The organism is Marinobacter sp. H13, assembly GCF_059072335.1.
In genome coordinates this window covers 254,693-272,557 of sequence record NZ_JCACRU010000009.1, presented here as the reverse complement: position 1 = coordinate 272,557, position 17,865 = coordinate 254,693, and the positions used below count along the sequence as shown (strand labels likewise).

Genomic DNA, 17,865 nt, shown 5'->3' with positions numbered 1-17,865 from the left:
GCCTCAGTGCACACAAAAGGGCCACAGGCCCGCATGGCGGGCAATCGCCCGACCATAAGAGCCTGCGGAAAGTTCGACGGTGGGATGGTTCAGAACTGGGGCCATTGCTTCCGGATCGCCTCGTAGATGACCGCTGATAGCACCAGGCCGATGATTCCGGCTATCAGGTGGTCTACATCAAGGGTGAACACGGGGCGGCCCTTCTGGTCCTCCCACAGCTCGTTTCCGAAGTGCCAGAAGGTCATCACCCCCAGCCAGCAATAGAAGTCAGTGACTATCGCCATGACCTTCGACAGAAAGCGGTCTAAGGCCGGTCTGGCTATGACCCAGTTGGCTGGCTTCTTGGCAGGTTCTCTAAGCAATGCGAACACGCCATAGCCCAGATACGGGAATGCCAGGCCAAAGAAGAAGTGCCCGAGAAAATAGTGGCTCGTTCCGACAAGGCCCACTGTGTACTGAATCGAAAGCACCAGTAGGCTCGCCGCTGTGAAAATGACTGCAGAGACGCTGGTGGTGAAGGTTTTGCTCATACTGATAGTCCTCTGATTGATAGCTGAACCGGTATGGTTCCCTAATCAGACTGCTTACGGTGCGCTGTAATTTGGGAAAGCGGGCAATTAGCCCGCCATTGTCCGAAAAGTGTTAGATCGGGAGCAGATGCCCCCGAGGGCATACACGGTATTCTGCAAAATCCGCCAGCGTTGCCGGACGAAGTTGATCTGTCTCCGGATTGACGAAGACGGGGCCCTTAAACGGATCGTGACCGCCTTTGAGGACAGGACCGGAAAGAACTTCCATGATGTTTGGTGAGACAACGAAACCGAGAGTGTGCTCGTTTAGGACGATATAGCTCTCTAGTGCCGGCGCCTGGGGTGTTTGTGTCTGATGTGTGGTCATGGTCGAAAACTCCGAAAAGAGGCTTTGGGGCCCTTCTGGGCCCCGCTGGATGGATTAAAACAGGGCCATCTGATGTTCTGCGGAGAAAACCTTGGCCGGTACGTGGGCCATTACAGTGCCGATAACCTTTTCCTCGGTGGCCGGCTGGCTCTTGGCCGCTTCCAGTGCTTCCATTTCAGCAGCGAACTCTTCCAGCTCTTCACGGCGGGCCTCTACGTAGCCGCGCCATGCCTGACGCCATGAACGGAAATCTTCATAAGCGCCTTCCCCGTTGGCGTATTCCAGAAAGTCCCGCTCAACGCTCTCAAGGCTCATGACGCCGAAGATGTCAGCCTCACGCTCGATCAGGGTCTTGAGGGTGGTCTTGTCGATGTTTGCGATGTCTTCGATTGAGAACATGGTCTTACTCCTGCCTGTCTTTGTTTGCCTAACCTGTAAATAATTTTAGCAGAGTACAGACACCTTGCAAGGTGTATATAGGTTTTATTATCCGCGGCGCAGCCGTGGCGTAGCCAACCGGCCTCAATGCACACCAAAGGGCGCTTGCGCCCCGGCTGGCCGGGGGCCAGGCACAAAAAAGCCCGCAGAGCGGGCAAGGGCAGGACAATGGCAAAGGGTGCTGGGCAGGCCCGGTAGGCAGGTAGGCGGCAGGCGTGGGCCTGCCCAGCAATTCGGTAAATCTATAGCGGGTTAAAGCCCAATTTCAGAAATGACTTCTCCATCAATCAGCAACTTCAGAGTTTTGCTGTCCTCGTACAACGACCCACCGTCCATGCCGCCGCTGTAGTTTGTCTTGGTATCGAGATCCAGCGTCAGATTTTCCTTCAGGAATTAGATGATCTGCTCTTTCAGTTCTTCGTCCATATCGGGCTCTCACTCAGAGATGTTGGTAAGGAAGCGATTGTCGGGGCTGAAGCCAAGGCGCTCGTTCAGGCTGGGATCGACGGTCACTTCTCCGCTCTCAGGGAAAATAAACGTCGGATCCGCCAGCCATTGCTCCATGTCCTTAAGCAACTCTTCCAGAGAGTGCGCGTCGGATTCGAACTCATACAGCGCATGAGTAGCATTGAAGTCGGGCTGGTCGTGGCCGCGATTCCACTCGTGGGTCAGCAGCTCACCATCAAAGATGAAAAAGATCCCGTGACCAATGACGTTGGTAGTGCAGGGCTTGCCCTGGGCAAGTATCAGTCGATGAATCTGATTCCACGCTTTGGCGATCGCCTGGAACGCCGCGTTTTCGCGCTCGTCTCCACGGAATCTGATGTCTTCTTTCAAAAAACGCTGCATGGTAATTCTCCGTCTATCTGTTTCCCGGGCTCATCCGGGACGAATAGGGTGACCGGCTGGCGGTATTCAGGTTGGCAGGCAGGCGTGCCAGCCGGTCAAAACTGTTGAACTTAGTCGTAAACCTGTTGGCAGACCTTCTCGACAAGATCGAGATCAAACCAACCGTTGGAACGTACTCGCCCTTCCATATCAATCCAGAACCGGCCTTCGCCCTCGATCATCTTCAGGTAGTCGATGACCGTTGCCGGGCCGATGCCGCCGGAGTAGCCGACCAACTGGTCAGTGCCGGGTAGGGCAGGGATATCCTCTGGGAAACGGCCTTGGCCTCCGGAGCAATCGAACAGCTCGAAAAACGGCTGGCCAGTATTGAACGCCTTGCTCCTGGTCTGGAGGATCACGTCGTAATTCGAATCACTGGCGATCTTTGTCAGGTTCGGAGTCTGCGCCCGGCGCCCGTTGACCTGAACCCGATCGAACCGTCCAAGTTTGAACGGCTCCGGAAATGTTCCGCAGATCGTCAGGATGGAGGCGTAATCACCGCACAAGTGCGCAGATTTCTGGCCGGCAACATCTGTCAGCTCTGAAATCATCTGATTGCTCGGGAACCGGGCATCCCGGGCGTGCACTGACATCAGCACGCCCCATTCGATGGGATACTGACTGGCCAGCTTGTCTGCACGGGTAAGGTCCGTGCGATCATCAATGCCGGTGAAGGTGATGAACTCTGGCTTAAGCATGCTCACCCCCAGATATCTGCCTGGCGACTTCGGCCACCTTGGTTAAATAGGGCCCTGCGATCTCCACAGTGTCCTTTCGCAGATCCCACTCGCAGGCATGCTTAGCCAGCACAGTGGCCATGGATTCGAGATCACCGAGGGGAATAGACTCCTTATCCTCAACGCCAACTTCCGGAACATGGTGTTCAAGGGACAATTCAGCGCGAAACGAACCGGTACCGGACTTCGGGTAGATCGATAGGGACAGCACGAACTCGTCTTCTTCGGTTTCATCCTGGTTGGATGGCGCATAGTCGACGGCGTACTCAGCCCGCCACTCGTAACCGTGTCCTGTCAGGTCTCCCTCGAAAACATCCCCGGGGAACGTTTCAAGGATACTCCGCAGAGGGTTCAGTAACTCACCGTGCTTGGATTCAATGCTGATCATGGTGCGCCTCTCTCTGTCAGTGGGGGTGTCGGCTGAGTTAAATACCCAGCTCGTACTTGTCGATGACAGAGCCCGGATGACCTTTGGGCTCGCCCGCCAGCTTCTCCAGCTCGACGGCGTAGCAGTCCCGGGGGTCGGAGTAGCGCTTGGCCAGATCCTCGGCCTTCTGGTGGCGCAGCAGGCGCCCGGCGTCAGCACTCATCTGTTGAGTGGCAACCACCTTGTTTGTGTTCAGCTCGCGAACCTGGATAACGAAAGCGACTCTTTCACGGGTAGCGGTAGTCATGGTGTCTCTCCTGCCTTTGCTTGTTTGCCTAACCTGAGAACCATTGTACCAGAGATAGTACACCATGCAAGGTGTATTGACGTATTTTTAGCTTAAGTTGCTTGCTTGAACCTTTCACTGTAATTTTCTTGAAAAAAGGGGAGGGGTGAGTGACTTCAAAAGAGAACAGTAAAAAGCAGGTCAACGATGATCAGATTCTTGGTAAAGCCTTCCTCAACGCCGCCATTTCCATGGGTATGGACGAAAGTGACGCTGCAGGTATCATCGGTATTCAGTGCTCAGAGCTGACCAGCACCGGGATCGATCCTAAATCAAATGCTGGAGTGTTAGCTCTACTTCTTGTGCGCGTTTATCGGGATCTTTACGCCATGGTCAGCGGTGATTCAGAAAATATGAGGCATTGGTTGGTCTCACCAAATAAAAGCTTCAATCTCGCACCCGGGGAAATGATGAAAACTCCCGAGGGTCTTGCCCGCGTCAGCATCTACCTTGAAGCTTTGCGGGCAAAGCCCTGAATTCTTGTTCTCATTAAGGAAGATTGCTATTCGCTCTTGCTGTCCCGAAGTTCGGCCATCAACTCCTGGGCCCGCTCGTGGTCATCCTGATCAAGGGCATCCTGAATCATCTGTTTGATTTTCTCGGCCTCATACCGACGTTGCGCCTCTTCCTTGATCTTCAGAGCTTCAGTTTCACTGCGAACTTTTCTTTCATGCGAATGCTTTCGATAACGGTCAACGGCCTCTGATGCCCGGGCCCGGGAAGCCGGTACCGCTTTGTTTTTGATGTATTTGAAGAGATAGAAAAAAAGCGCCAGGATCAAGCCGTAGCCAATGAGCAACAGGATATTGATAAGCATGCTCCCCTGCTCAGCGAGTCGCTTGTTGTAGAAATACACCGTGGGTACTACTTCACCAAAATCAGCCAACGCAAACGATCGACTCTGATATTTGTTCACTGGTTTCTTGTTGCCGGAACGATTGTTGGCGAAAGCTCCAAGTGCTGAAGACCAGTCATCTTTGATGTGACCGTCCGGATAACGGATGGTAAGCACATGATCCTCAGCCTCTTCAATTGCGCCGACCAACTCCCAGTCACGCCTATGAACATACCTGTCTCCGCTTCTCCAGATCACTTCACCATTGACGATGAACTCTACATCAGTGGTTTTGATCTCGCGTTCACCCTTAAAGAACGAATTGGTTCGCTGGTCGTTGACCATGACAGTCGATTCAAAAAGGAAATCCTCGTGACACGAGGTTTGTATGAAGCCGTTATCAAAATCTTGCCGGCATCTTGTGGTGACAGCGAACGTAAAATACTCATTACTCCAAGCGGCAATTTCGGACTTGATGGAGGGTTCGAGTGTTTCCGGCGTGGTTGCCAGCACGCCGGTAGAGAAGAGCAAAAGAATCACTGATGCTGCTATGGACTTCATTTCGCTCCTTGTGATTTTTACAGATTTTTCAGAAGGGTAGGGGATTCTACCACCGGGTTTGTTTCCAGCCACCACCTGGTGCCTATTAACCGAAACGCCCGGTAGCAAACTGGTAGATGGATTCTTCAGTCGCCCTGGGGCCGGCAGTTCGTGAGTGGCGGGTATGGGCCACCTGCAACTCAGCAAAGCTGCCCGCCTGACTCATCATCAACTGCTCAAGCGCATCATCCTCCAGCCCGGGAAAGCGAGCTCTCAGGGCAGCGATAGTCTCTTCGGGATCTTCTTCGGTGTCGTCCCACTCGTCCAGCTCGTGCTCCCACATTTCAGAAAGGACGGCAGCCCGCGTACCGGTAATCGCATTACCCTTGCCGACAAGTGCGCGGTGCTCGCAGGCATCGCAGGATGTTTCGGCGCCGGGCCAGACCTCTTCCAGACGAAAAAGGCGCTCCTGGAGGGCCTTCGATCGCCGGCTAATTCCCAGAAAGTGAACGCGGCGCGGTACTGATGTGGGTACGAAAGCAAGGTCGCTGAGCATTTCCGGCGGGAACGCGGCGGCGTTGCTCGGGATTGCCAGGCCACCGATCGGGCCGGGAAGGCAGAGCAGAGCTTGCTTGATGAACTGAGAAGGGCGGGCTTCACCACGCTGAACAGGCAGCAGGGCGATGTGCTTCGGGCCGATGGCCTCAAGTACGGCAGCGCCCCAGTGCTGCAGAACATCCAGAGTGGCCTCCTGGCTGCCCACAACGTCCGGCAGAACAAATGTGACCGGGTTGCTGGCGGCCGAGGCAATCTCTCGGTAGATCCGGATAATCGATTGCCAGGGCATATCCTCGGGGCGATCCCGGTAAACGAAGGCCCCGGAATCCACGAACAGCTCACCGCTAGCCTCGACATACGCAATGGCGCGGTCAATTGCATTCTGGCCGGCTTCGCTGGCGGCAATGCACATAGCTCGACCTGCTCTCTCGTATCCGGACCAGATGGCAGGGGAGAGCACGCCGGAGGCATAACGCTTTACCCGATCTTCCAGAGTCTGTCCGGAGAACCCGAACAGGTCGCTTGAGAAGGCGTCAACGGTTAGAGTGGTCGTGATCATCGTGAACCTGCCTTTTAGTTCTGGCCTGTACTCAAAGCCCCGAAGGGCTTTGATCAGTTCTTTTCAGACTGCCTGCCGTAGGACTGGTAGCCTCTGAAGTAGAGCCGGGTGGCCCAATCCGAATCTGGGTTGGGGTACGGTGGTGCCGCCCGGCCTTCTTCAGCCGCTTTTCGTCCCTTTGAAAAGGGGCTGTCTTCCGGGCATCTTCCAAGCATTTCGCGTAGTTTTCCCATGGTGACTATCTCCTGCCTGTGGTTTTAAGCCGGTAGTTCGATGCGCTGCAGATCGTACGGGACGCCATCAAGGCCGTAATCGAAGGTGTAACCGTGCGGCTCAATGTCGGCCAGGAAGTCCCGGCACAGCAGGTAAGCGTTGCCGTCGTCGTTCTCGATCAGGTTGGTGTGATAATCGATGATGGCCCGGACGTTCTCAGGGAGAGTGTCCTGTGCCTGGAAAAGATCAGTGGTGCTGTCGATATCGTGCGTCGTCATGATGTTCCTGCCTGTCTGTGATTGCCTAACCTGAATACAATTTTACCAGACATAGGACACCCAGAGGTGTATTTATCACGGCGACAGCCGTGGCGTAGCCAACCGGCCTTAGTGCACACAAAAAGGGCCTCCGGCCCTGGGGCTGGCGGAACGCCAGACACAAAAAAAAGCCCGCATAAGCGGGCGAGGGAGCAGGTCGTCAACGCTGCGGAATTTATGCTCTCTGGCAGAAAATGAAGTCGAAGCCGCCATAAACCACGTTAAACGCGGAGCTGTTCGAACCGTGGTAGTCCTCATAGGCGTTATAGGTGCCGGTCTTGAACATGGCGACGGCATCGGAAACGGTGCGCTGGTTGACGGTCTCGCCGTCGTCCTCGCGGCTCCATGAAACATACAGAGCATCGCAGGAGCGCTTGCGAACGGAGAACTTCACACCCGGGAAAGCTTTTTTCAGGGTCTTGCGAACGTTCTTCGCGGTCATGTTGTCACGCTGGCGGGAGTACATGCCGGCGCCCTCTGGGGCTTGCTCGAGGTGCTTGAATTCTTCGTTTTCACGCATGGCCTTTACAGCCCGATCGAAGGCCTCTGCTGCGGCTTTCTTCTCGGCCTCGGCCTTTTCGGCGGTTTCCTTGGCGAAAGCTTTCGCCGCGTCAATCTGGGCTTGGGTGTAGTCGTCCTCATCGAGGAAGCGCCACTGCACGCCGGTAGCAATGCACTCGGGAATACGAAGGCTGACAGAGCCGTCATCCCAGACCACATCAATATGAACGTCTGAGCCGCTGGAGATCACAACAGCACCGCCCAGCGCTGAAAGGGACTTGCTGACGCCAGGCTTGCCGTCAACGGCGCTGATGACGCCATCACGGCCACCGTACAGGATGCAATGAATGCGACGGCCTACGCGAAGGTCGGTGGTGGTGTCTTGGATGTTAGCTGCAATGCCCATGGTGTTTCTCCTGCCTGTCGTTATTTGTTTGCCTAACCTGAGAATCATTATAGCGGAATAAATACACCATGCAAGGTGTATATCGGGTTAATTTTCCGCGGCGCAGCCGTGGCGTAGCCAACCGGCCTCAGTGCACAACAAAGGGCCGAAGGCCCCGGCTGGCGGAACGCCAGGCACAAAAAAAAAGCCCGCAATGCGGGCAAGGTCGGCAGTAGGAAAAGGGTGCTGAGCAGGCCGGGGAGGTTGGCGACAGGATTGGCCTGCCCAGCAATTCGAAAGTGAGTGCCCTCCTCAGAGGGCTTCGTAGTTGGCCGGGTCGATGTTCAGGGCCGCTTCGATGTCGAGGATACCCTGACCGTGAATCGCCGGATCGTAGGCGCTGAAGCTGCTATCGGCGGTATCCAGCAGAACCTGCATGACCGCCACGTTGCTCAGGGTCGGGAACTGGCCTTTGACCAGAGCCGCAGCACCTGTAACCAGCGGAGCAGCCTGAGAAGTGCCAGAGACCCGCAGGTATTCGGTGTTGTTGTCGAAAAAGGCACCGTCAACCGCAGAACCCGGTGCGCTGATCCAACGCGCCTGAATGTCAGCGTCCGATCCTGGGACATTCGTACCGACTTCAGTACCGTCCGCCAGCAGAAACTCCGCAGGCTGTCCGTTATTGTCCACGGCACCAACCCACAGGAAGTTGTCTGCCAGTTCCACATCCTTAACCAGCAGGTCTACGCTGGTGGCATCGAATGTGAAGGTGCAAGTCAGATTGTCCTGACGCTCGGCATCGGACAGCTCACCGCAATTGATCGGGTTGGTGATGAACGTCTTCGTCATATCCAGACCGAAGTTGCCAGATGCGACAATAAAGCCCATACCAGCAGTCTCGAGCGCTTCATAAAGCGGGCGCTCATTGGTGAAGTCACTGTTCTCGTAGTAGTCCACACCAGTCAGAGACGCATTGATGAAATCAACGCTCATGCTCGCCAGCTCACCGATCAGACCTTTTACAGCCAGTGAGTCCGGGCTGGTGGTCGGGTAAACGTCCAGCATGATGACATCGGCTTCAGGTGCCACACCCACATTCTCACCCCATGACATGGAAGTGACATGAGTGCCGTGGCCGAAAACGTCTTCCTGCTCGCCCGTAGCGACCGGCTGGTACAGATCCAGACCAGTCAGGCCCATCGCTTCGATTTCATCGAGCGTGTAAGCATTGATCGCGGACACGTAGGAGCCGCTGTTCGCGTTCAGGGTCTTGCCCGCGAACTCGTCGTGATTCACGTTTACGCCGGAATCGAAGATTGCCAGGGTAACGCCTGCACCTTCGATGCTGCGATTGTGAGCGTAATCCGCGTTGATGACCTTCAGGTGGTCAGCGTTGAATGCTGGTGCAACGGTTTCAACGTTTCCGCCGTTGTCAGTGCTCGGGGCTGGTGCTGAGCCAGAGCCGCCGCCACCGCAAGCGGTAAGAGTGAAAGCCAGTGTTGGAATGATGAACTTGTTCATGGGGGTGTCTCCTGCCTATGTATGTTTGCCTAACCTAAATACAATTTTACCAGACATAGGACACCCTGCAAGGTGTATTTATCACGGCGACAGCCGTGGCGTAGCCAACCGGCCTCAGTGCACACAAAAGGGCCAGAGGCCCGCATGGCTGGAACCTTTCCAGCCATAGGAAAGCCCGCTGATCGCGGGCGAAATGGGAATGTGTTGGTAGGTAGGGATCAGCAAGGCTGATTCACCGGCTTAACGGAGAGAGTCCAGCCAAGTGCATTGCAGCGCCGGTCGGCATCTGCCGGGCTGTTTGCCATAACCCGGTACTCCTTCTCAGCATAGCCGTAGATCTGGCCCAGTTTCTTGACCACGATATACTCGCTGGTGCCGGGGTTGAGCAGGTTCGGGGTGGTGACCCACTTGCCCATCTTGGGCTTGATGCCAAGGGCCTCGAATTCGTCAATCTCGGCCTCGGTCAGCACCATGCAGGGCTCCGGCACTGCCCGGGAGCTGAACAGTCCCGGCATTGAGCTGCGGTTATTGTCGACACCGATATACGGGCCGCGCTCGTGGGCTTTATCCTGGGCCGAGTCGAAATCATCGCTCAGGGCGCCGTAGAACTCATCAGCCGTATGGTTGAACTGGGCGCTGTAATAGTTGCGCAGCTTGTCCACCAGTGCGACAACCTGAAGAATGGTCATGCCACGGACGTTGATCACGAACGGAAGTTGGAATTCAGTATTGGTCGCAGTCATGATTACACCATCAGATCGAGATAGGGGTGGGCGGTGGCCTGATAAGCCTCTTCCATGGTGATCTCACCAAGGCGCTCGTACAGCTCATCAGCAGCTTCGATAAATTCGTCCGCGTCGTGGCCTTCCAGCAGCACATCAAGACTCAGCTCGGCCAGATCGGCGATATGAACGGTAGAAAAAGCCCGGTCGACGTTTACTTCGACGTTGCTGCCAGCAACATACTGGGCGTACATCCGGGTAATCTCGATCTCGCGGGTGCGCTTGCCCATTTCCTCAGCCATGAAGCTGAGAGACTTTGCAGCTGATACGAATTGCTGTTCCATGATGATTCTCCTGCCTGTCTTTGTTTGCCTAACCTGAGAATCATTTTAGCAAAGCGGGGGCACCTTGCAAGGTGTATATAGGTTTTATTATCCGCGGCGCAGCCGTGGCGTAGCCAACCGGCCTCAGTGCACAACAAAGGGCGCCCCGCGCCCCGGCTGGCCAACGGCCAGGCACAAAAAACCCGCTCGAGGCGGGCGTTGAGATTTGGTTCGCTCGTTCAGAGTGGACAGCCAAGCATCACTTGGAGAGGGGTGGAGGATTCAGCATTGGCAAAAGCCATGACAAATATCCCGGAGACAGATATTGCAGACCCGATTCGACCCGTATGGCGAGTGACAAACTCAGTATTCCTCAGCGCTTTCTTTCGTCTTAAGGCCTTTTTTCGTGTATCCAGGACTTCACGTCTTCGATCCAGCCAAGGCTTTTGGTTTTCAAGCTTGCTGTCGTAGTGAGAAATAAACCGATCAGCAACCATCACAAGGTTTTTACAGATGACCAGTTCATCCCGAATCTTGGGAAATTCAATGTCGCGCCACCCGATCAATAAGATGCCGGCCGCTGACAATGTTGAACCAATCGCAAAGAACACCGCTGCCTTACCCACATTAAACGATGCTTTACCGCTGACAAAGAGAACAGCCAGGAAGATAACGGCTAGCGCCACCGCAAAGAGTGGAAGTATGATCTTTAAGCCCACGAAACGCTGATGGAGTGAGCGCTTTTCCGTAGCGTGAATGAATTCTTTGCGGGCATTATCGTATTCATCCAAGTTAATAGGCAATTTGCTCATCCCTTTGGGTCGTAGTTAAATTGATCCAGTTCGCACAGCCAGACCCGGCCACCATCCGGGCCCGGAGTCTGCCATTCGATAATGGTACCGAAAACCCGGTGATCGGCATCTTCGTCACAGGTTGAGACATCGACACTCACCATGTCGCCCACAGCAATGTCCAGAAACTCAGCCGGCAGCTCCAATTCCATGTCCCGGTCCTTGAACCACTGGAGTCCTTTGCGAATGCTCGCTTCGGCATCCTCCTGGGACATACCTTTATCCCGGCCCGGGTTGGTGGCGAGGTATGCTTTGGCCGTGCAGTGGCCGCAGGCCTCGCTTCCATCCGCGTGCTGTCCCGGGACGTCGTGAGGACGATTGTCGAAGCAAGGGTTCAGTGAATCGAACTGACACCGGCCGCCTTTGACCAGGCGCCTGATGATTTCTGTTGGATCGGTGGTAACTGTGCTCATGAAAGTAGCTCTATCTCTGCTGTATGAAGGGTCCCCGCCGGGGCGGGGAGAAAGCTGATTACACTAAATCAATGACCACAGCGAGACGCCCCGCAAGATAAGCACGTATCGCAACCATCCATCTTGATCACAGCCTTCGTGTGACACTTGGTGCAGGTGGTCGCGTGGGCGGGATAGTTTGAGGCCGCAGTCTCCGTTTTTTGCTGGGCCTCGAACGCAATGCGCTTCTCATTGAGGATCTGGCGGGTGTGCTCGCTCATCTCCTCTTCCTGGATCATGCCAATGGCCTTCAGGTGCTTCTCAATGACCGCACCCAGATCGGCTACCAGGGAAGGCATGAATACACCGCCTTTTTTGAAGTAACCGCCATTGGGATCGTACACGGAGCGCAACTCCTCGGTCAGGAAAGTGATATCACCACCTTTACGGAAACACGCTGACAGCAGGCGTGTCAGGGCTGTGATCCACTGGTAGTGTTCCATCGCTTTGGAGTTAATAAAGACCTCATACGGGCGCCGCTGCTCGTTGGCAGTGCCTTCGTTGAGGATCATATCGTTGATGGTGATGTACATCGCATGATCAGCCACGGGCGGCTTAAGCTTGTACGTGGTCCCCATCAGAATCTCTGGACGCTCAAGCGTCTCGTTCATCTGCATCACCTCGGGAGCGGCTTGCTCAACCGGGGCTGTGTTCTGCGCCTCGTCCTCGGCCTTACCTTTAACCCGGTAGCCGACAATGGGCTTATCAATCTTTGCTGCTGCACTCATTGGATCTACTCCTGCACTGTGTTTGCCTAACCTGTAAACCATTTTACCAGAATAAAGACACCATGCAAGGTGTATAACGTGGAAAAGTGGGGGTGGAGTTCACCCCCCCCAGTCTGGGTTTCACATCTTCGAGTAGGTGCCTTCCTTCAAGGCATCAAACAGGTTGGCGGCATTGTGGATCTCACCGTCATACTCGACTTGCTCATCACCGCGCAGGGTGACCTTGGAGCCATCTTCGAGGGTAAACTCGTACAGGGTGTTCTTGAGGTCATCTTCCCGTACCAACACGCCCTGGAAGACTTCAGGATTGAACCGGAAGGTGGTGCAGCCCTTCAGGCCCTGCTCATAGGCCACCATGTAGATGTCCTTGAACTGCTGATAATCGAAGTCGGTTGGGACATTCGCTGTCTTGGAGATAGAGCTGTCAATCCACTTCTGAGCGGCCGCCTGGACCATAACGTGCTGTTCCGGGGTTACGTCCTCCGTGGTGCTGAAGTACTCAGGAACCGCCTTATCCGGATCCTCAGAGTAGGGCATAGCATTGGCGTTCACCTCATGGCGGTACCGCAGAAGCTCATAGCTGAACACGTCGACCTTTTCCTTGGTCTTGCGGCCCGGCTTGATGATGTTCCGTGCATAGTGCAGGGCGAACGAAGGCTCGATACCGTTGGAGGCGTTATTGGCCAGAGACAGGCTGATGGTGCCAGTCGGCGCAATAGAGCTGTGATGCGTGAACCGTGAGCCGACTTCCGCCAGCTTGGACACCAGGTCAGGATCGACCTCAGCAATCTTTTGCATGTAACGACTGTATTTGGCGTGGAGCACGCTGCCTTTGACGGTATCACCGATCTGGTACCCGTCGCGGGCCATCTCCGGACGCTTGCGTAGCATTTCACCGGTAACCGTGTACTCTTTGGCGAGGGCCGGGGCAGGGCCTTTTTCTTTCGCCAGCTCGAGGCCGGCTTCCCAACCGGTCACCGCCAAAGTCCGGGTAACGTTCTCGGTGAACTCGAGGGAACCTTCAGAGCCGTACTTCATGCCCAACATGGACAACGCTGAGCCAAGACCAAGGATACCCATGCCGTGGCGGCGCTTACCGAGAATCTCGTCCCGCTGGGGGCCCAGGGGCAGGCCATTGATCTCGACCACGTTATCCAGCATGCGGGTAAAGATTCGCACAACCTTCTGGTAGCTGTCATAGTCGAACGACGCTTCATCAGTGAAGGGCTTCTTCACGAACATGGTCAGATTCACACTGCCCAGCAGGCAGGAGCCGTACGGTGGCAGCGGCTGCTCGCCGCAGGGGTTGGTAGCGCGAATGTCTTCGCAGAACCAGTTGTTGTTCATCTCGTTGACCTTATCGATCAGGATGAAGCCCGGCTCAGCGTAATCGTAGGTGCTGGTCATGATGGTATCCCAGATGTGCTTTGCCGGTACCTGGCGGTAGATTCGGCAGGCCACCAGGCCCTCCTCATTGACCACATAGCCCTTATGGGTCGGGAACTCGCGCCAAAGGAAGTTCTCGGTATCAGTCAGATCGAGGTTTTCGCTATCCACTTCTTTCTGTGTGACCGGGAAGGACAAGGGCCACTCATCGTCGTTCTTGACCGCTTCCATGAAGGATTCAGTGATCAACAGCGACAAGTTGAACTGGCGCAGGCGGCCATCTTCGCGCTTGGCGTGGATGAAATCGAAGATATCCGGGTGGTTGATGTCGAAGGTTGCCATCTGGGCACCGCGGCGTCCGCCAGCACTGGAGACGGTGAAGCACATGCGATCGAAGATATCCATGAAGGACAGGGGACCGGACGTGGTTGCGCCGGCACCGGCCACATAGGCGCCTTTGGGGCGAAGGGTTGAGAACTCGTAGCCAATACCACACCCGGCTTTAAGGGTCAGACCCGCCTCATGGACCTTGGCGAGGATGTCGTCCATGGAGTCTTCGATGGTGCCCGATACGGTGCAGTTGATGGTGGATGTCTCCGGCTTGAAGGCCTCGGCACCGGCGTTGGACATGATACGTCCGGCCGGAATGGCGCCATGGCGCAGGGCCCACAGGAATTCCTGGAACACGGCCTCACGCTTCTCCGGGGACTCAACGTCCGCCAGCGCACGGGCAACGCGGGTGTAGGAGTCCTCGATGCTCTGATCAACGGCTTCACCGTCTTTGGTCTTCAGCTGGTACTTGCTCTGCCAGATATCAACGCTGGCATCCTGGAAGGTTACGGAGGTTTTTACTTTGGCATTCATGGTGTCAGTCTCCTGCTATGTCTACTTGCCTAACCTGTAACCAATTATACCAGAACGAATACACCACGCAAGGTGTATTAATGGGAAAGATCCCCGGGGAAGTATCGGCCCGAAACATCAGGGGAGGTGTTCGAGGAAGGCAAGAGCCTTCCTCTCGTAACCACCGATCTTGCCGGCGTTCGCCGGCCGGGATCAGTTGAGGCCAATCCGGAAGTTGACGGTATTCCGTTCCTGCTGGCAACCAACAATGGATGACAAGATCTCATTTCCGGAACCTTCGGGCTTGAAGTTGGTGAAGCTGTCACCGGTACCAATTTCGTTGGCTGCCGGTCGCAGGTTCCGCTGAAGATAGACGCAAAGAGTTTCCGGAAGATTTGTTACGCGCAGGTCAATCCAACCTGGATGCGCAGAAGAAGGCTCAGCGCTGATGGTGCCGTTGTACATGTGCTCGATGGCGTCACCGGCAAACGTCCATTCCGGATAGTCGCTCGTCATTACGCTCAGGACCCCATTTACCTCGTTCTGCGTAGGGTTGCCCTGGGTTAACGGGACCAAGGCCCAAGAAAGCGCATTGATACCGTTGATAAACCTTTGCCTTTCGAAGTTTTCAGCTTGGTTGGCAATAAAATCGGCTAGGAAGTGCTCAGCGTTCCGTTCTTCGACAAGCGATATTGCCAGAAGGACGCCGAACAGCAAGGCAGCACCGGTCAGGGCACCCCCAGCAAAAATGAAAAATCCGCGTTTTTTAATCCGATTCAATTGTTGGGTGATGGGCATAGCTCAAATATCCTCTCAGAGTCGAAGTGTTGATGTACTGCGCACACGCTGTGTTTGCCGTGGTTATGGAAATCGTCTCACGGGTTTCAAAAACGCAAGGGCGCGAAGTACATCAATTCCTCCATCTCTGAGGAGCTGTGCAACCGATGGTCGATCACACAGCCCGCGGTTATTGAGCTATTGGGTTCAGGCGGCAGCCAGCTTGCGAACCCGGATCAAGGCCTTTACCGGACGTTCACCGTTGAGGAACGCATCCTTGAGGGCGTCAACGCCGGCATCCTGGTCATCGATGAGGTCCAGAGCGCACTTGCCGCAGGTTTTCATGGCCAGAGCATCCACCGCAGCCAGGTAAATGTCCATGTTGTCGGAAGTGTGCGCGATGTCCAGCCAGTCGAACTTCTTGTCGCACTTCCGGCATTCCGGGAAAGCCGTTTTATCAGGGTGGTTGGCATTTTTCGCCTTGCAGTCCGGACACTGCCATTTGATGTCGTGCATCTCGCCTCCAGGGACAGGAGTGTTGGGTTGCCGGTACACGGGTCAGTCCTGATCGGGACCAGCGTTGCTGGTTTCCAGAGCGGGCTTGAACGCGATGCCTTTGGAGATCTTCTCCAGCATCTCAGCCGGAGCCTGGTTATTGAAGAACTCGTACATCTGGGCGTTCATAACCGAAATCTGGAGCATCAGGTCATAAAAGAACCGGGCCGCTTGTGGGTTATACGGCATCTCCTGGACCTTCAGTTTGCTCCCCTCGAAACTTCCCGGATCCGGAAGCCAGAAAGAACAGAACTCGTTCAGCCTGGACAGCGGATGATCATCGTCGAGAGTCATTTCGGGTCCATGCCGATGGTATTTATGTGTGACATGAGGGCCACGGCGAGTGGTGACCTTCATACAGCCAACGGCGCCAAACCTCACCGAATATCCACCATGGGCGGGCTTCGTAGCGTGCACCTCCCCAGTTTCGACCCATTCCCCATATCGCTCACCTGGTGATTCAATACCGTCACGCACGGCCGCATCCCGTGCCGAGTTACCGTTAGGAACGAACTCTCCAGTTGGCGTTCGCCAGATGGCAGACTCCCCGCTATATGCGTAAAGGATTACCAGCTCTTTGGTCACTTCCGGTTCGTTGTAGCCGGCAACCGCTTTGGCAATGAGATCTTCGATGCCGCGCAGCTGGGTACCTTCAACCCGCAGATGTACCCGGGGCCGGTTGATTTCGATATCGCCCCAGGCACGCTCACGGCGCAGAACTTCGTGGCCGTTGGCATTGTCATCGCCACGCAGAAGAGCTCTCAGGACGGGCTCAAGCTCATCGGGCACCTGAGCGAAGAACAGGCCTTCGTTATTGACGGTATAGCTCACCGTGTGCTCCACAGGACCGCCAGCTTCAAACAGCTCGATTTGCTCGGATTTCACCTTAGGCATTGTTACCTCCGGAGCGATTCAGTTGATAGACCGCCTGGTGCATTGACCGGGCCCGCGCTTGGTAGTCTGCCGCCGGCAGTGCCCGCCCGCGCTCGGTAATCGGATGGATCTGGTCAGCAAGGTCCAGCACAGCCATGTAGTCGGGTTGCGCATACATCATGTGCGAAGAACGAAGCATGGAGTTGACCAGCTCTCGGCGGAACCCCTCCGCCAGAGCAGCCCTTTCAGCCGCTGCCTGGCAGTCGGCCGTATTCTTGCCGCTTCGATATTGCTCGAGATAAAAGACCCGGAAAAACTGAAGAAGCTTCTGCATCGGCATCGGATTGCTGTCGATCTGGTAAAGCGAACCCTGAATCGGCCAGAGCGTTTGCTGACAGAGCGATGTGGCGTTGTGGCCTTTGGATTGGCACAGCGGATCAATCGGGGTCCACTTGCCATGGCTGGATGCCAGCTCATGCCAACTGTCACGGCCAGCATCGAACAGCGCCCCGGGCAGGGCAGCATAGATGAACAGGTGCTTCGGGAAGCCCTCAAGCGGCAATGCCATGGCGTAGAACCAGCGGCCATAGGCCTCCGTCAGCGCCTGCTTATCAGCTGGCCAGATCGGGCGCTCAAGGTTGCCCTGCATTGAATAGACTTCCAGCGGCTCGCTGTTGCGGTGCTCTTCAGGCGCCCGCTGACCGCCAAGATAAACCAGATTCTCACCCAGACTGAACGGGAAAAGGCTGCCCTCTGCGTCAGGGGCCCGCTCGGAAAGCTCTACCACCCCCATCACGAAGGCCTGAGCGTTGTTGATCACCCGATGGAACAGTGTTCCGGATTGAATCTTAGCCAGCATGGTCGGCTCCCAGTTTGTCGAGCTTTTTCTTGCAGTGCCCGCACGGGAAAATGCCAGGCTCAGCATAGACGTGCCCGCTGTTCGTGCGGTGCTCGCGATTGCAGATCGACATAACGGAGCCTTCGGGGAAGTAGTGAGCTACTTCTGTGCTCGGGTGTTTCTGGTAGCCCGCGGGCGTGGGCATTCTGGGTGTTGGATGGTCGTTGCCTGCCATGTTGGTTTCTCCTCTTTTCTGCATGCCTAACCTGCCATCAACCATACCATAAACACCTATCAAGGTGTACTAACAAAGCCCGATTTCACGGCGCAGCCGTGGCGTAGCCAACCGGCCTCAGTGCACAACAAAGGGCGCCCCGCGCCCCGGGCTGGCGGAACGCCAGGCACAAAAAAACCC

The 17,865-nt window shown here is 55.6% G+C and carries 25 protein-coding genes; 1 reads left to right on the top strand and 24 read right to left on the bottom strand.

From position 1 onward, the window contains the following. Positions 1-89 precede the first annotated feature (89 nt). The 7 genes from AC5JQH_RS22900 to AC5JQH_RS22870 all read right to left on the bottom strand — a co-directional run bounded on the left by AC5JQH_RS22900 (position 90) and on the right by AC5JQH_RS22870 (position 3,634). The gene (locus AC5JQH_RS22900; protein WP_493806155.1) at positions 90-530 is read right to left on the bottom strand and encodes a hypothetical protein; all 441 of its coding nucleotides are present in this window, start codon (positions 528-530) and stop codon (positions 90-92) included. A gap of 112 nt (positions 531-642) precedes the next feature. Further along, the gene (locus AC5JQH_RS22895; RefSeq protein WP_493806154.1) at positions 643-897 is read right to left on the bottom strand and encodes a hypothetical protein; all 255 of its coding nucleotides are present in this window, start codon (positions 895-897) and stop codon (positions 643-645) included. A 54-nt stretch (positions 898-951) separates the two neighbouring features. Then, positions 952-1,296 carry a hypothetical protein gene (locus AC5JQH_RS22890; RefSeq protein ID WP_475164298.1) on the bottom strand — a complete coding sequence of 115 codons (345 nt, stop codon included), beginning with the start codon at positions 1,294-1,296 and terminating at the stop codon, positions 952-954. Positions 1,297-1,770: 474 nt separating this feature from the next. Continuing rightward, positions 1,771-2,184, bottom strand: a complete 414-nt coding sequence (locus AC5JQH_RS22885) for a hypothetical protein (RefSeq protein WP_475164296.1) — start codon at positions 2,182-2,184, stop codon at positions 1,771-1,773. A gap of 110 nt (positions 2,185-2,294) precedes the next feature. After that, complete coding sequence (locus tag AC5JQH_RS22880) at positions 2,295-2,921, bottom strand: hypothetical protein (RefSeq protein ID WP_493806153.1); 627 nt, start codon at positions 2,919-2,921, stop codon at positions 2,295-2,297. After that, entirely contained in the window at positions 2,914-3,348 is a 435-nt protein-coding gene (locus tag AC5JQH_RS22875) for a hypothetical protein (protein WP_493806152.1), read from the bottom strand. Before AC5JQH_RS22875 ends, AC5JQH_RS22880 begins: the two co-directional genes overlap by 8 nt. Positions 3,349-3,385: 37 nt before the next feature. Next, on the bottom strand, positions 3,386-3,634 hold the full coding sequence (locus AC5JQH_RS22870; RefSeq protein WP_153637325.1) for a hypothetical protein: 249 nt from the start codon (positions 3,632-3,634) through the stop codon (positions 3,386-3,388). Between the two features lie 149 nt (positions 3,635-3,783). On the opposite strand from AC5JQH_RS22870, the gene AC5JQH_RS22865 reads away from it, so the two are divergent. Continuing rightward, positions 3,784-4,149, top strand: a complete 366-nt coding sequence (locus tag AC5JQH_RS22865) for an antitoxin Xre/MbcA/ParS toxin-binding domain-containing protein (protein ID WP_493806151.1) — start codon at positions 3,784-3,786, stop codon at positions 4,147-4,149. Positions 4,150-4,175: 26 nt separating this feature from the next. Here AC5JQH_RS22865 and AC5JQH_RS22860 read toward each other — a convergent pair whose 3' ends face one another. The 17 genes from AC5JQH_RS22860 to AC5JQH_RS22780 form a co-directional block, all read right to left on the bottom strand. Further along, complete coding sequence (locus AC5JQH_RS22860) at positions 4,176-5,141, bottom strand: hypothetical protein (protein ID WP_493806150.1); 966 nt, start codon at positions 5,139-5,141, stop codon at positions 4,176-4,178. A 13-nt stretch (positions 5,142-5,154) separates the two neighbouring features. Next, on the bottom strand, positions 5,155-6,165 hold the full coding sequence (locus tag AC5JQH_RS22855) for a hypothetical protein (RefSeq protein ID WP_493806149.1): 1,011 nt from the start codon (positions 6,163-6,165) through the stop codon (positions 5,155-5,157). A gap of 53 nt (positions 6,166-6,218) precedes the next feature. Beyond that, on the bottom strand, positions 6,219-6,398 hold the full coding sequence (locus AC5JQH_RS22850) for a hypothetical protein (protein WP_493806148.1): 180 nt from the start codon (positions 6,396-6,398) through the stop codon (positions 6,219-6,221). A 24-nt stretch (positions 6,399-6,422) separates the two neighbouring features. Then, positions 6,423-6,656: a hypothetical protein gene (locus AC5JQH_RS22845; RefSeq protein WP_493806147.1), complete on the bottom strand. Its 234-nt coding sequence runs from the start codon at positions 6,654-6,656 to the stop codon at positions 6,423-6,425. 214 nt (positions 6,657-6,870) lie between these two features. After that, a complete protein-coding gene (locus AC5JQH_RS22840; RefSeq protein WP_493806146.1) occupies positions 6,871-7,602 on the bottom strand; it encodes an LPD29 domain-containing protein in 732 nt (243 codons plus the stop codon). Positions 7,603-7,893: 291 nt separating this feature from the next. Further along, positions 7,894-9,102, bottom strand: coding sequence for a S8 family serine peptidase (locus AC5JQH_RS22835; RefSeq protein WP_493806145.1), 1,209 nt, complete (start codon positions 9,100-9,102; stop codon positions 7,894-7,896). A gap of 218 nt (positions 9,103-9,320) precedes the next feature. After that, positions 9,321-9,845 carry a hypothetical protein gene (locus tag AC5JQH_RS22830; protein WP_493806144.1) on the bottom strand — a complete coding sequence of 175 codons (525 nt, stop codon included), beginning with the start codon at positions 9,843-9,845 and terminating at the stop codon, positions 9,321-9,323. Positions 9,846-9,847: 2 nt separating this feature from the next. Next, positions 9,848-10,168, bottom strand: coding sequence for a hypothetical protein (locus AC5JQH_RS22825; RefSeq protein WP_493806143.1), 321 nt, complete (start codon positions 10,166-10,168; stop codon positions 9,848-9,850). 218 nt (positions 10,169-10,386) lie between these two features. Next, a complete protein-coding gene (locus tag AC5JQH_RS22820) occupies positions 10,387-10,959 on the bottom strand; it encodes a hypothetical protein (RefSeq protein ID WP_493806142.1) in 573 nt (190 codons plus the stop codon). Then, the gene (locus AC5JQH_RS22815) at positions 10,956-11,411 is read right to left on the bottom strand and encodes a hypothetical protein (protein ID WP_493806141.1); all 456 of its coding nucleotides are present in this window, start codon (positions 11,409-11,411) and stop codon (positions 10,956-10,958) included. Before AC5JQH_RS22815 ends, AC5JQH_RS22820 begins: the two co-directional genes overlap by 4 nt. Before the next feature lie 68 nt (positions 11,412-11,479). Then, a complete protein-coding gene (locus AC5JQH_RS22810; RefSeq protein ID WP_493806140.1) occupies positions 11,480-12,178 on the bottom strand; it encodes a TSCPD domain-containing protein in 699 nt (232 codons plus the stop codon). Between the two features lie 120 nt (positions 12,179-12,298). Beyond that, positions 12,299-14,428, bottom strand: a complete 2,130-nt coding sequence (locus AC5JQH_RS22805) for an adenosylcobalamin-dependent ribonucleoside-diphosphate reductase (protein WP_493806139.1) — start codon at positions 14,426-14,428, stop codon at positions 12,299-12,301. 192 nt (positions 14,429-14,620) lie between these two features. Continuing rightward, positions 14,621-15,205 carry a hypothetical protein gene (locus AC5JQH_RS22800; RefSeq protein ID WP_493806138.1) on the bottom strand — a complete coding sequence of 195 codons (585 nt, stop codon included), beginning with the start codon at positions 15,203-15,205 and terminating at the stop codon, positions 14,621-14,623. 186 nt (positions 15,206-15,391) lie between these two features. After that, positions 15,392-15,700 (bottom strand): hypothetical protein, encoded by a 309-nt coding sequence (locus tag AC5JQH_RS22795; RefSeq protein ID WP_493806137.1) that lies wholly within the window; start codon positions 15,698-15,700, stop codon positions 15,392-15,394. 42 nt (positions 15,701-15,742) lie between these two features. Next, positions 15,743-16,633 (bottom strand): hypothetical protein, encoded by an 891-nt coding sequence (locus AC5JQH_RS22790; RefSeq protein WP_493806136.1) that lies wholly within the window; start codon positions 16,631-16,633, stop codon positions 15,743-15,745. Continuing rightward, positions 16,626-17,471, bottom strand: a complete 846-nt coding sequence (locus tag AC5JQH_RS22785; protein WP_493806135.1) for a hypothetical protein — start codon at positions 17,469-17,471, stop codon at positions 16,626-16,628. The genes AC5JQH_RS22790 and AC5JQH_RS22785 overlap by 8 nt, the downstream gene beginning before the upstream one ends. After that, positions 17,461-17,685, bottom strand: a complete 225-nt coding sequence (locus tag AC5JQH_RS22780) for a hypothetical protein (protein ID WP_493806134.1) — start codon at positions 17,683-17,685, stop codon at positions 17,461-17,463. The genes AC5JQH_RS22785 and AC5JQH_RS22780 overlap by 11 nt, the downstream gene beginning before the upstream one ends. Positions 17,686-17,865: the final 180 nt, after the last annotated feature.